This window comes from Micromonospora sp. NPDC049301, from assembly GCF_040678715.1.
In the GTDB taxonomy this organism is placed as follows: domain Bacteria; phylum Actinomycetota; class Actinomycetes; order Mycobacteriales; family Micromonosporaceae; genus Micromonospora.
On the sequence record NZ_JBFAQO010000007.1, the window covers coordinates 157,884 to 171,033 of the forward strand.

Consider the following 13,150-nt stretch of genomic DNA (forward strand, 5'->3'; position numbering starts at 1 on the left):
ACGTGTGAGGATGCGGCGATGCGTGCAGTGATCGTCGACGAGTTTGGTGCCCGACCCGAGGTCCGCGATGTCCCGGACGCGGTGCCGCCGCCCGGGGGTGCGGTGATCCGCGTCGAGGCGACCGGCCTGTGCCGCAGCGACTGGCACGGTTGGCAGGGCCACGACCCGGACATCCGCCTGCCGCACGTCCCCGGTCACGAGTTCGCCGGCGTGGTCACGGCGGTCGGTGCCGGGGTGCGCGGCTGGCGGCCCGGCGATCGGGTCACCGCGCCGTTCGTCTGCGCCTGCGGGCGGTGCCCGACCTGCCTCGCCGGCGATCAGCAGGTCTGCGAGCGGCAGACGCAGCCCGGCTTCACCCACTGGGGCTCGTTCGCCGAGTACGTGGCGGTGCGGAACGCCGACGTCAACCTGGTCCGGCTCCCCGACGAGCTGGACTACCCGGCCGCGGCGGCGCTCGGCTGCCGCTTCGCCACGGCGTTCCGCGCCGTGGTCGCCCAGGGGCGCGTCGCCGCGGGCGAGTGGGTCGCGGTGCACGGTTGCGGCGGAGTGGGACTGTCCGCCGTGATGATCGCGGCGGCCTGCGGCGCACGGGTGGTGGCGATCGACGTGGCCCCCGGCGCACTCGATCTGGCCAGGAGCTGCGGGGCCACGGTCTGCCTGGACGGCAGCGCCCTGAGCGGGCCCGGCGCGGTGGCCGCCGCCGTTCGGGAGGCGACCGGTGGCGGCGCCCACCTGTCGCTCGACGCGTTGGGCAGTCACGCCACCTGCACCGCCTCGATCGAGAGCCTGCGGCGGCGCGGGCGGCACGTGCAGGTCGGGCTCCTCCCCGCCGCGCAGGGCCGGCCGGCCCTGCCGATGGATCTCGTGATCGCGTACGAGCTGGAGCTGCGGGGCAGTCACGGCATGGCCGCGCACGCCTATCCGGAGCTGCTCCGGCTGGTCACCGCCGGCGTACTGCGTCCCGCCGAGCTGGTCACCCGCACCATCGGCCTCACCGACGTGCCCCACGCGCTGGCCACGATGGACCGTCCCGCCCCCGGCGGGATGTGCCTCATCCAGCCGCACTGAACGGGGTCCGTCTAGGGCGACACGGGCGTCGCCGCGCTGATCCCGCCCTCGTTCCCGCTGCGATCCAGTGCCGACACGCAGTAGGTGAGCGGCCGGTCGGCGGGGGCTGCGCGGTCGACCCACCCCGTACCACGGGCGGTGCCGACGAGCCGGGCGGCGTCGCCGTCCACCCGGTAGACGGCGACGCTCGTGGCACCGTCGGCGCGCCAGGTCAGCGCCACCCCGCCGCCGTCCGCACGCCGTACCCCGGTGACCTCGGGCGCGGCCGGCGGCGCCGCCGGTAGCTGCGCCATCGTGGGCACCAGCGCCGGGCTGGCGTAGTGCGCCGCGCTGTACCGGCTGACGGCCCCGAGCTTGTCCGCGCGCACCTGCCTGGCGCTGAAGTGCACGCTGCCGCTCACCCCGTACCGGCGGTTGAGGGTGAGCTGGCGGTCCAGCTCGGCCGGGTCGCGCCAGGCGCCGCGCTCGCCCACCCGGTAGTCGGCCTGCCCGATGTAGAGCTGCACCCGGGTGCCCTGCACCGTGGCCGCCCACCACGGCAGGAGCTTGGCGTAGTCGGCCTTGTCGAACCCGATGTGCCAGTAGAGCTGCGGCACGACGTAGTCCAGCCACTGCTTCCGTACCCAGAGTCGGGTGTCGGCGTAGATGTCGTCGTAGCTCTGCAACCCGGCGGTCGCCGAGCCGGCGGCGTCGGTGCGCTTGTTGCGCCAGATGCCGAACGGGCTGATGCCGAACTTCACCCAGGGCTTGATGGCCTTGATCCGCTCACTCATCTCCCGGACCAGCGTGTTCACGTTGTCGCGACGCCAGGCGTCTTTGTCGGCGAACCCCCGGCCGTACCGGGCGAACGCCGCGCCGTCCGGGAAGTCCTGCCCGGCCTCCGGGTACGGGTAGAAGAAGTCGTCGAAGTGCACCCCGTCGACGTCGTACCGCTGGACCGCTTCCAGCATCGAGTCCTCGACGAAGGTGCGTGCCTCGGGGATTCCGGGGTTGAAGTAGAGACGGCTGCCGGGCCGGTCGGCGCTGGGATAGGTCACCACCCAGTCGGGGTGCCGCCGCAGCGGGTGCGTCGGAGCGAGCTGGTCCAGCTTCGGCCCCGGCCCGCCCACCGTGGCCGGCTGCCCGCCCCGGTACGGGTTGAACCAGGCGTGGAACTCCAGGTTGCGGGCGTGCGCCTCGGCGACCATGAACTCCATCGGGTCCCAGCCCGGGTCGCGGCCGTCGCGGTGTCCGGTCAGCCACTCCGACCACGGCGCGTAGCTGGACGGCCAGAGCGCGTCCCCGCTCGGCCGTACGTGCACGAAGACCGCGTTGTGGTTGCGCCGGACGGCGAGGTCCAGCCAGCCCCGGAACTCCGCGCGTACCGTCTCGGCCGGCAGCCCGCGACGGCTCGGCCAGTCGATGTTGTTCACGGTCGTGATCCACATGCCGCGCAGCTCGCGGGGCGCCCGGGCCGGCTGGCCGGCGCAGGTGGGGATGCCGCCGGCCGGGCCGGCCTCGGGTGCCGCGCTCGCGGCGGACGGCCGCGACGCTCGGCGGTCGCCGTCGACCCGGTCCCGCAGCGACCAGGCGCCGACCGCGACCGCCATGGCGAACGCGGCGATCACGGCGATGAGCATCCGGACGCGAGGGCGGCGGGCGACGGCAGCGGGTGCAGCGGCGGGGGGCATTGGCCCAGTCTGCCCAGTGCCGCCGCCCGGGTCGAACCGGTGGCCCGTTGCTTAACGGTCAGCTAAGGCTGGCCGCCTGCCGGGCCTCGACACCGCACGGCGTCGAGGCCCGGCCGCGCCTCAGCAGTACAGGTTGGCTCCGGCGGGCACGCCCAGGATGCCGACGAACTGCTGGTACCTGGTGACGCGGCTCTGCACCTGCGCGGGATTCCCGCCGTTGCACTCGATCGAGCCGTTGATGCTGCGGATGGTCTCGCCGAACCCGGCGCCGTTGACCATCGCGTTGTGGGGGGTCATCGAGCCCGGCCCGTTCTGGGTCATCCAGTACCAGATGGCGGTCTTCCAGGCGACCGCGGCGTCGTTCTGCACCAGCCACGGGTTGGTCAGCAGGGGCAGCCCGAGGGCGTTCCCGGCGGCGTTGTAGTTGAAGTTCCAGCTCAGCTGGATCGGCCCGCGACCGTAGTACGCGGCCTGCCCCGCCGGGCAGCCGTACGGCTGGCCGGGGTCGCAGTAGTGCGGGTAGTTCGCCGTGTTCTGCTCCACGACGTGGACGAGCCCGCCGGTCTCGTGGTGCACGTTCGCCAGGAAGGCGGCGGCCTCCTGGCGCTGGACGGTCGCGCTGCCGGTCCTGGTGAACGCCGAGTAGGCGCTGAGCGCGGCGACGAGCCCGGAGTACGTGTAGAAGGAGTTGCGGCTCGGGAACATCTGGTTGAACTGGGCCTCGCTGACCACGAAGCCGCCGGGGTTGGTGGGCGGGTTGGTGGGCGGTGTGCCGCTGCAGGTGTAGGGCTCCCAGTACCAGGTGCTGACGACGGGGTCGTAGCCCGGGTTGTCGTGCTCGGCGATGTAGTACAGGCCGTTGGTGTACCGCACAATGGCGCCGGTGGCGTACCAGGTGCCGGCGACCCAGTTCGGGTGGTTGCAGCTCCCCGTGGGCGGTGGCGTGGTGCCGCCTCCGCACGCGCCGAGGTCCTGCCAGACACCGGTGGTGCCCGGCGGCGCCTCGTTCTGGGTCCACCACTTGGCCTGGTAGTTGCGGCCGTTGTGGGAGACCTGGGCGCCTCCCGTGTAGACGGCCGAGGACTGCCACGACGCTGCACAGGCCGCGGCGGACGCGGCGGTCGCCGGGATGATTGCCACCAGTCCGCCGGCGACAACCAGTGCCACAAGCGCGACCAGGGCCCGCAGTCTCGACATGGGATCACTCCTTCCTGAGGTTGCGATGTGCCGACGACTCGGCAGTGCATCGACAGGAGTGACTGTATCATCTACTGTTCACAATCCTTACAGTTCTCGGCGTGAACCCTACGCGCGCACCGGAGGTCTGCTGCCGATCCTCGGTGGCCTGGGTAGCCTGGACCCCATGATCTTCATTACCGCCAAGTTCCGGGTTCTGGCCGAGCACGCTGACCGGTGGCCGCAGATCGCCGCCGAGTTCACCGAGGCGACCCGCGCCGAGCCGGGCTGCCTGTGGTTCGACTGGTCCCGCAGCCTCGACGACCCGGCCGAGTACGTGCTGGTCGAGGCGTTTCGCGACGACGAGGCGGGTGCGGCGCACGTGCAGTCCGCCCACTTCCGCAAGGCGCAGGAGGACCTGCCGCCCCACCTGGCCGAGACGCCGCGCATCGTGAACGCCACCGTGCCGCAGCAGGACTGGTCGCTGCTCGGCGAGATGGCCGTCCCCGAGGGTCGCTGACCACCGTCTGATGGACGTCACCGCAACCCGCTGGTGAACGCCCGCCCCGTCGGACCCGACGACGACGCCCTCCCGCCCGGGCTCACCCGCTACTGACCCGCGGTCGAGGCCGATGACGGCACGTGCGGGCGGCCCGGCCGTCGTCGGCCGGGCCGCCCGATCGGCGTACGGTCAGCCGCCGAGGCTCGCGGCAGCCGAGGCGATCGTCGAGGCGAAGTAGCTCACCTGCGTGTAGACGCCCGGGAAGTTGGGTCGGGCGCAGCCGTTGCCCCAACTGACGATCCCGACCTGGATCCAGGCGTTGTTGGCGTCGCGGCGGAACATCGGGCCGCCCGAGTCCCCCTGGCACGTGTCCACACCGCCGCTGGCGTAGCCGGCGCAGATCTCCTCGGCGGGGATGAGGTCGCCGCCGTAGTTGGAGTTGCAGGTGGAGTCACTGACGAACGGGACGGTCGCCTTGAGCAGGTAGCGCTGCTGCCCGCCACCCTCGCGGGCGGCTCCCCAGCCGGCGATGGTGAAGGTGCCGTTGTCGTACGCGGTCGTGTTGGCGATCTTCAGCGTGCTCAGCCCGGTGACCGGGGTGGCCAGCCGGATCAGGGCCCAGTCCTTGCCGCTGCCGTTGTAGCCGGGAGCCCGGTAGACGTAGTTCGACCGGACGGTGATCCGGCTGGACGACTGGAGGTCGACCACTCCGAGCGTCGCGGTGATGCTGGTGTTGGTGCCGGTGGCGCCCACGCAGTGCGCCGCGGTGAGCACCAGCCGCGAGCTGTACAGGGCCCCGCCGCACCCCATCGAGAGCCGGACCATGAAGGGGAACTCGCCCTGGGCGGCACGGGTGCCACCGACGACGTTCGGCGTCGGAGTGACGTCGGCCGCGGCCGCCGGCGCCGCGAGAGTGAGGCTGCCCGCGGTCACCGCGGCCAACGCGGTGGCCAGGAGGCCGGTGAGGGTACGCCAACGAGCCATGCATTCCTCCGCATCAGGACGGCGCGCCTCGTGAGCGCACCTGATTCACGAATGCGGTCATCATATTGAGATCAATAGATTAGGCGGGCCATACTCTCTGGGTCGTACCGCCAGCGCTATGGATCCGCGCGGAGCGGCCGACGGGCAGGTCAGAGCCGGTGGCGGACCCACACGTTCGGTTCGACGTAGACGCCGTGGTCGTGCTCGACGTCGCACCGGACCGGAACGAGCGCACCCGGCACGCGCACCGGCCCGGTGCGGTCGAACGGGAGACCGGTCCAGCGCCGCCACTCCTGCAACGTGCCGGGGATGGTCATCGACCGTGGCGCCACGGACTCGATCACGCCACCGGCACGCACGTGCGTACGCAGCCACGGGTCCGCCGGGAGGCCGTCCTCGCGGACACGGACGGCGTACCGGTCCATCGGCTCGTCCGGAACCGTGTGCTTGCCGCTGGGGCGTACCGGCGCGACCAGGGTGTCGAAGCCGAGCCTGCGGGTGTTCTCGCGCATGGCGTCGAGCATCCGGGCGGACAAGCCCCGGCCGCGGGCCTCGGGGCGGATGCAGATCTCCAACGCGGACACGGTGTTCGTCGGCGTGCCGGCCAGCCGGTTGATCGTCGCCCGCTGCACGACCCGGTCCCATCCGCCCGGCGGCAGCCGCTCCTCGGTCCAGGACAGCGGCACGCTGTAGGCCCGGGCCACCGCCTGTCCCGGCTCGGCGGGATCGATGGCGAGCAGGACGAACTCCGGGTACAGATCGTTGGCCACCGCGTAGTACAGCGAGGCCATCGGGTCCCAGTTCATGAACTCCGGCCAGGCGCCGTCGAAGTCGTCCAGCAGTGGCGCGAGGTCGGGCCGCTGCGCGACCGTCACAATCTCAAGATCCATCTGACGAACGATAGAGCACGGGTTCGACGACAGCAGCCGACTTTCCTCCTCGACCTGGCCAGGATCCCAGGCGTCGGCGGGACTCTCCGCTGCATGAACCGCGGCAGGTCCGCGTAGGTCTCGATGTGCAGGGAGCGGAAGCGCCCCCGCCCGGGCGCCGTCATCACTGCTGGTCACAACTGCCTCTCGATCGCCGTCACACCCCCCTACCTGTCCGGCCGGTCGGCATCTGTCACACCCGACATCGTGCTCTCCCGGCGGATCAGCTGGAACGGCGTCTGCACGGTCAGCGGTGCCGCGACCTCCGTACCCTCGATCCGGGCGACGAGGCGGCGCACCGCGAGACGAGCGATCGCCTCCTTGTCCGGCGCGATGGTGGTGAGGGTCGGGCTGCTGAACCGTCCCTCCTCGATGTCGTCGATGCCGATCACCGCCACGGTCTCCGGCACCCGGTGACCGGCCTCGGTCAACGCCCGCAGCGCGCCGACGGCGATCAGGTCGTTGTAGCCGAACACCGCGTCCGGGAGTTCGCCGAGGGTGAGCAGGTCCCGCATCGCCCTCCTGCCGTCCACCCGGCCGAACGCGTCGGTCGGGACGACCAGCTGCGGCCGGTACGGCAGGCCGGCCGCGGCCAGGGCCTCCCGGTAACCACGCATGCGCAGGTGCGCCGACTGCCGGTCGCCGCCGGAGGTGGCTCCGAGGAACGCGATCCGGCGACGACCGATGCTCACCAGGTGCTGGATCGCCGCACGGCTCGCGGCGACGTTGTCGATGGCGATGTGGTCGTGCGGCACGTCGTGGACGCCCTCGCCGATCAGCACCAGCGGGTTGTCCGCGGTCCGGGCCAGCACCTCTTCCCGGCCGATCCGCACGGGACTGAAGATCAGGCCGTCGATGATGTGCCGTCGCGAGCCGTCGAGGAGCAGCAGCTCCGCCTCCCGGTCCGCGGCCGTGTTCTCCATCACCAGCGTGTAGCCGAGCCCCGCCGCCTCCCTGATGGCGATCTCGGCGAGCTCGGCGAAGTAGGGATTGTTCAGTTCCGGGATGGCCAGGGCGATCAGGCCGGTACGTCCACGGCGGAGGTGGCGGGCGCTGAGGTTGGGGCTGTAGCCGAGTTCGTCGATCGCCTGCTGCACACGCTGACGCGTCCGCTCTCCCACCGGCCGGTACCCGTTGACCACGTTGGAGACCGTGGCGAGCGAGACGCCGGCGCGTTCGGCGATGTCCTTCAGACTGACGCCCATCCACCGGCCCTTCGCACCCGACTGACGAGCCGGACGGACATTGACGAACAAGGATTGACGGAGGTCCGCCGCGCCTCTATAACGTTATACAGGCGTTGATGGATGTCAATATTGCCGCCTCTGTTCGTCAGTGGAGTTCCCACCGGCATCCGTCGATGACGTCCGCCCCTCGTCAACTGACCACCCGATGCCCACCGCCAACGCGCTTCGGGCCAGCTGCACCGCCCGCGGCGACTCGTCCCCCGGAGACGGCATGACACGTCAGGTCCCCATCCGCCCCGCCCTGCCCCTACTGCTCGTCCTCGCCCTGGTCGCCGGCGTCCTCGCCACGCCAGCCCCGCGGGCACACGCCGCGCCGCCCGGGACGCCGCCACTGACGACCCCCTGGACCAGCCAGGCGCTGGTCGGCACACCACTGCCGGAGTACCCGCGACCACAGATGACCAGACCGGACTGGCTCAACCTCAACGGCGAGTGGCAGCTCCGCCAGTCCGCCACCGACGACGCCCCGCAGTTCAACACCAACCTGCCCGAGCGGGTCAACGTGCCGTTCCCGGTGGAGAGCGCACTCTCCAGCATCCACCGTGCCGCCAACGACAACCGCAACTACCTGTTCTACCGGCGCACCGTCACCGTCCCACCGAACTGGTCCGGCCGACGGACCCTGCTGCACTTCGGCGCGGTCGACTGGCAGAGCACCGTGTGGGTCAACGGCGTCCGGGTCGGTGCGCACACCGGCGGGTACGACGCCTTCACCTTCGATGTGACCCCGCAGCTCACCGCCGGGACGAACGAGATCGTCGTCAAGGTGTGGGACCCCACCGACACCCGCCAGAACGGCAGCCTGCCCGCCATCGGCAAGCAGACCAAGCAACCCGGCGGGATCTTCTACACCCCCAGCTCCGGCATCTGGCAGACGGTGTGGCTGGAGCCGGTGCCCACGGCCTCGATCAGCAGCGTCGACGTCTACCCGAACCTGAGCACCAACACCCTGCGGGTTCGGGTCTTCACGCGCGGCGACGTGAGCGGCCACAGCGTGCTCGCCGAGGCGTTGAACGGAAGCACCGTGGTCGGCTCGGCCACCGGCGGGTTCACCGACTTCAGCGTGCCGGTGCCCAACGCCCGCCGCTGGTCACCCGACGACCCGTTCCTCTACAACCTCCGGGTCACCCTGCGCAACGCCGGCGCCGCCACCGTCGACCGGACCACGCACTACTTCGGGATGCGCGAGATCACCACCGGCCTGGTGAACGGCGTGCTGCGCCCCAAGCTCAACGGACAGTTCGTGTTCCAGGTCGGCACCCTCGACCAGGGCTACTGGCCGGACGGGCTGTACACCGCGCCGACCGACGCCGCTCTCGCCTTCGACCTGCAGAAGCACAAGGATCTCGGGTTCAACATGGTGCGCAAGCACATCAAGGTCGAACCGCAGCGCTGGTTCTACCACGCCGACCGGCTCGGCCTGCTGGTCTGGCAGGACATCCCGTCGATGACCGCGCAGGACATCAACGCCACCGACGCCCAGCAGGCGCAGTTCGAGACGGAGGCGCGCGAGATCGTCGACGAGCACCGCAGCTCCCCCGCGGTCGTCGCGTACACGCCCTACAACGAGGGCTGGGGTGAGCGGGCCCTGGCCGACACCCGCCGGGTCGCCCAGAACATCAAGAACCAGGACCCCACCCGCCTGGTCAACCCGCACAGCGGTCACAACTGCTGCCAGTCCCTCGGCGACCCCGGCAACGGTGACATCGACGACTGGCACGCCTATCTCGGGCCGGACTCCCCCGTACCGTCGAGCAGCCGGATCGCCGTGCTCGGCGAGTTCGGCGGCCTGGGCCTGCACACACCGGGCCACGAGTACAGCCCGAACGGCAGCTTCTTCGCCTACGAATGGCAGGCCAACCCGACCGCCCTCACGGACCGGTACGTGGGGCTCGTGCAGGGCAGCCAGAACCTGATGCTCGGCAAGGGACTCAGCGCCTCGGTCTACACCGAGATCACCGACCTGGAGGGCGAGCTGAACGGCTTCCTCACCTACGACCGTCAGGTCGTCAAGATGGATCAGGCGCGCGTCCGCGCGGCCAACACCGCGTTGATCAACGCGTCGAGGACCATCGGCAGCTCGGCGCCCGTCGCCCTCCCGGTCAACACCCGGCGGTCGTTGCAGGTGACCACGCCCGGCCACACCAACCGGTACCTGCGGCACCGGGACAGCCTGGCCTACACCGAGGTGGTCGACGCCGCCAGCCCGAGCCTGCTCAAGAACGACGCGACGTACACCATCCGGGCCGGCCTGGCCGACGCCACCTGCTACTCGTTCGAGTCGGTCAACTTCCCCGGCCAGTACCTACGGCATCAGGACTCGCGGGTTCGCAACTCGCCGAACGACGGTTCCGCGCTCACTCGCGCCGACGCCACCTGGTGCGCCCGGGTGGGACTGACCGGCACGGGCGTGTCGCTGGAGTCGTACAACTTCCGGGGCAGGTACCTGCGGCACTACAACTCGGAGGTCTGGCTCAGCAACGGCGCGGGCGGCGACGCGTACAACACGCCAACGCTGTGGGCCGCCGACAGCACCTGGAACATCGCCTCCCCCTGGGCGCCCTGACCGGTCAGGCGGGCCGCGGCAGGTGGTCGCTGCCAGGGAACGACCGCGGGGGGTTCCGGCTCAAGCCGGGAACCCCCCGCGGTGGCGACCAGTTTCAGGGTGCGGGCGTCACGCGTGCAGCGATGCCCTGGAGCGGCGCAGGATCAGCCGAGCCGCCGTTCCGGTGACGATCAACGCCGCACCGGTGCCGAACAGCCACCAGAGACCCGACGCGTCACCGCCGGTGACGGGGAGGGTGGGTGTGACCGTCGGCGGCTGCGTCGGGTCGGCGGTGTGAACAGCGCGAACGCGCACCGCGAACACGTTTCTTCGAGGGGCACGGGTTTCGGTCAGCCAGCCGATCGTCACCCCGCCGGGACCGCCGACACATCCGGTGTTCCCCTCCGGGCCGCCCCAGAGACGACCCCGTGGCGCACCCGGGAATCCCGCACCGTCACCTGGCGTCACGGGTGTCGTTTCCCGGTCATGAGGGAAATGCGGGCACCTGTTGTTTCCACCGCCCATCATGGCCGGTCCGGTCGGGTTCGTTCTCGTTCCGTCGACCGCAGCGTCGCGGCCGACCATGGTGCTCGGCGCCGGCTCCGGAGTGCACCGATCCAGCCTGCTCAACTGGGCTGACTCCAGCAAGGACCGGGACGCAAGTTGCATCGGGCCGGGATATTCCCCTCCGTTGCACCACGCAATTACGGCGTCTTATAAATAGATGTCCACCAATCTTGACTTGTGCTTGCGCTCAGCGCACCGTGAAGAGTCAGAGGCAGATGCGCGCCATTATCGGCCCGACTGACGCGGTCCGTTGAATGGGGGGCGCTGCCGATCTGGCGCCGCGCGCATCAGGAGGCGTTCCATGCGGTTGAGTCCATTTTCCGGGGTCTATCTCACCGATCCGGCCAGTATGTGGCGGCGCATTCTCGACGATCCTGCCGGGGTGCACTACGCCGAGGATCTGGGCCTGTGGCTGATCAGCAGGCACGCGCACGTCCGGCACGCCCTGGCCGACGCCGCCACGTTCGGCAACGCCCTCACCCTCGCTCCGGTCTACGAGGTCTGCCCGGAGGCGATGAGCGTGATCATGCAGATCGACGCGCCGCCCACCACCGCGGCCGCGGATCCGCCCGTACACCCCCGCACCCGCCGGGCCCTGCGCGCGACCTTCGCGAACACTCCCGACCGGGTCGAGGCCGAGTACGGCCCGATCGTCCGCCGCCGGGTCGACCAACTGGTCGCCCGGCTGATCGCCCGCCAGGGCGGACAGGTCGATCTCATCCCGGAGTTCGCCACCGAGCTTCCCCTGCTGGTCGTCCTGGACATCCTCGGAGTGCCCGACGCCGACATCGGGCGGATCCGGAGTTGGGCGGACGGCCAGATCGCCCTCATCTGGGGGCAGCCGGACCCGGAGGAACAGGTACGCCTGGCGCGGGGGCTGTTGGAGTTCTGGCACTACTGCCGGGAGCTGGTCCGCCAGCGGCTCGACAGCGGGCAGGGCGGCGACGACTTCATCAGCCGGGCCCTGGCCTACCGCGACGACGATGACGCCGTGCTGTCGGTGAGCGAGGTGGCGAGCCTCGCCTTCAACCTCCTGGTCGCCGGCCACGAGACCACCGCGGGGCTGCTCGCCCACGCCCTCGACCAGGCGCTGTCCACCCCGCAGCGGTGGCGGGCTCTCGCCGCCGACCCGCAGTCCGTCCCCGCGTTCGTGGCCGAGACGCTCCGGTTCGCACCCGCCATCGACGGCTGGCTCCGGGTGACCCGCCGCGATGTCACCCTGGGGGAGGTCACCATCCCGGCGGGGGCACGCTGCCTGCTGTTGATCGGAGCCGCGAACCGGGACCCCGCGGTCTTCGCCCATCCGGATCGGTTCGACCCACACCGTTCCGATGGAAGAGATCACCTGTCCTTCGGCCACGGGCCGCACTTCTGCATTGGCGCGGCATTGGCGCGGCTAGAGGCCGGGATCGCACTCACGCGACTCGCGGCAGCCATTCCTGGCCTCCGGCTAACACCTGAGCAACATCGTTCATACAAGCCCAATGTTGCGTTTCGCGCGCATCACAAGCTGGCCGCAATAGTCGATATCATGGCACCGGTCGACGGCCCGGCGGTGCGGGAGGGGGCGAGTGCCGAGGCGCACGCCACCTGACCTGACCACGGTTGGTTCGCACACCAGGGCGGCTGACCTGCGGACTGATCCGCTGTCGGCCCACTGCCCCACGGCTGGCCGGGTCGGGCGTACCGCGCAGCCGGTCGCGCCGCGCTTGACGATCCATGCCGGTGAACGTCTTCACACCCATCACATCCTGGGTTAAGAATTGCCCCCTATGAATGTTCGACCTATCGGCTAATCTCGATCGGACGCCCGCCGCCGATTCGGTGGCGCCATGAAGGTGAGCGCATGGAACACACGTCCCCGTCGAGCGCGCCGCAGACCTCGGCCAGTACGCAGTTCCGGTGGGAACTGCGCAGCTGCCGGGTGCGACGGGGCCTGACGCAGCGGGCCCTCGCGGACCTGGTGCGGTTCAGCCGGGAGACGGTCGCGGCGGTGGAGTCAGGTCGCCGGTTCGGGAGTCACGAGTTCGCGGTCCGCTGCGACGACGTCCTCGACACCGGCGGCCGGCTGGCGACGCTGTGGCCGCGCGTCGCGGCCGAGCAGTTGGCGGCCGACGGTCGCCGCGGCCCCCGCCTGCCGGACCAGGTGCGGCTCGATCCGCCGGTGCCCCGCCAGCGTGGCCGGCGTGACGCGCGTGACCCGGGCGCCGTGGTGGACGCCATCGACGAGCTGCGCGAGCTGATCGGCCAGGTGCTCAACGGCCAGCCCGACCCGGACGACGGTGGGCGTCGGGCGACCGACCCCGACCAGCGCTGATCTCGTCGAACCCGACTCACCGCCGCCGCGCCGCCGACTGCTGACGCTGGGTACAGATGCTGGTACGGACAGTTTGTACCACGGTCAGGTCTGGTCTCCGGGCGCGCGTTCCGGCCGAATGGGACTTGCATTCCGCAACGTGCGG

At 70.8% G+C, this 13,150-nt stretch carries 11 protein-coding genes; 5 read left to right on the top strand and 6 right to left on the bottom strand.

Features of this window, described 5'->3' with window-relative positions; genetic code table 11:
* Positions 1–18: 18 nt before the first annotated feature.
* Positions 19–1,068 (top strand): zinc-dependent alcohol dehydrogenase family protein, encoded by a 1,050-nt coding sequence (locus AB0K07_RS22050; RefSeq protein WP_363757294.1) that lies wholly within the window; start codon positions 19–21, stop codon positions 1,066–1,068.
* Between the two features lie 11 nt (positions 1,069–1,079).
* Here AB0K07_RS22050 and AB0K07_RS22055 read toward each other — a convergent pair whose 3' ends face one another.
* Together AB0K07_RS22055 and AB0K07_RS22060 are read right to left on the bottom strand one after the other, a co-directional pair.
* Positions 1,080–2,738 carry a family 10 glycosylhydrolase gene (locus AB0K07_RS22055; RefSeq protein ID WP_363757295.1) on the bottom strand — a complete coding sequence of 553 codons (1,659 nt, stop codon included), beginning with the start codon at positions 2,736–2,738 and terminating at the stop codon, positions 1,080–1,082.
* Positions 2,739–2,858: 120 nt separating this feature from the next.
* Positions 2,859–3,935 carry a glycoside hydrolase family 19 protein gene (locus AB0K07_RS22060; protein WP_363757296.1) on the bottom strand — a complete coding sequence of 359 codons (1,077 nt, stop codon included), beginning with the start codon at positions 3,933–3,935 and terminating at the stop codon, positions 2,859–2,861.
* A 166-nt stretch (positions 3,936–4,101) separates the two neighbouring features.
* Between AB0K07_RS22060 and AB0K07_RS22065 the strand changes: the two genes are divergently transcribed.
* Positions 4,102–4,434, top strand: coding sequence for a putative quinol monooxygenase (locus tag AB0K07_RS22065; RefSeq protein WP_363757297.1), 333 nt, complete (start codon positions 4,102–4,104; stop codon positions 4,432–4,434).
* Positions 4,435–4,605: 171 nt separating this feature from the next.
* Here AB0K07_RS22065 and AB0K07_RS22070 read toward each other — a convergent pair whose 3' ends face one another.
* The 3 genes from AB0K07_RS22070 to AB0K07_RS22080 form a co-directional block, all read right to left on the bottom strand.
* On the bottom strand, positions 4,606–5,400 hold the full coding sequence (locus AB0K07_RS22070) for a serine protease (protein ID WP_363757298.1): 795 nt from the start codon (positions 5,398–5,400) through the stop codon (positions 4,606–4,608).
* A gap of 149 nt (positions 5,401–5,549) precedes the next feature.
* On the bottom strand, positions 5,550–6,290 hold the full coding sequence (locus AB0K07_RS22075; protein WP_363757299.1) for a GNAT family N-acetyltransferase: 741 nt from the start codon (positions 6,288–6,290) through the stop codon (positions 5,550–5,552).
* Positions 6,291–6,496: 206 nt separating this feature from the next.
* Positions 6,497–7,534, bottom strand: coding sequence for a LacI family DNA-binding transcriptional regulator (locus AB0K07_RS22080; RefSeq protein WP_363757300.1), 1,038 nt, complete (start codon positions 7,532–7,534; stop codon positions 6,497–6,499).
* A gap of 253 nt (positions 7,535–7,787) precedes the next feature.
* Between AB0K07_RS22080 and AB0K07_RS22085 the strand changes: the two genes are divergently transcribed.
* Complete coding sequence (locus tag AB0K07_RS22085) at positions 7,788–10,142, top strand: AbfB domain-containing protein (protein ID WP_363757301.1); 2,355 nt, start codon at positions 7,788–7,790, stop codon at positions 10,140–10,142.
* Positions 10,143–10,250: 108 nt separating this feature from the next.
* On the opposite strand, the gene AB0K07_RS22090 is transcribed toward AB0K07_RS22085, so the two are convergent.
* The gene (locus tag AB0K07_RS22090) at positions 10,251–10,490 is read right to left on the bottom strand and encodes a hypothetical protein (protein ID WP_363757302.1); all 240 of its coding nucleotides are present in this window, start codon (positions 10,488–10,490) and stop codon (positions 10,251–10,253) included.
* 499 nt (positions 10,491–10,989) lie between these two features.
* Here AB0K07_RS22090 and AB0K07_RS22095 point away from each other — a divergent pair, with 499 nt between their 5' ends.
* A complete protein-coding gene (locus tag AB0K07_RS22095) occupies positions 10,990–12,282 on the top strand; it encodes a cytochrome P450 (protein ID WP_363757303.1) in 1,293 nt (430 codons plus the stop codon).
* A gap of 252 nt (positions 12,283–12,534) precedes the next feature.
* Positions 12,535–13,005, top strand: a complete 471-nt coding sequence (locus AB0K07_RS22100; RefSeq protein ID WP_363757304.1) for a helix-turn-helix transcriptional regulator — start codon at positions 12,535–12,537, stop codon at positions 13,003–13,005.
* Positions 13,006–13,150 lie beyond the last annotated feature (145 nt).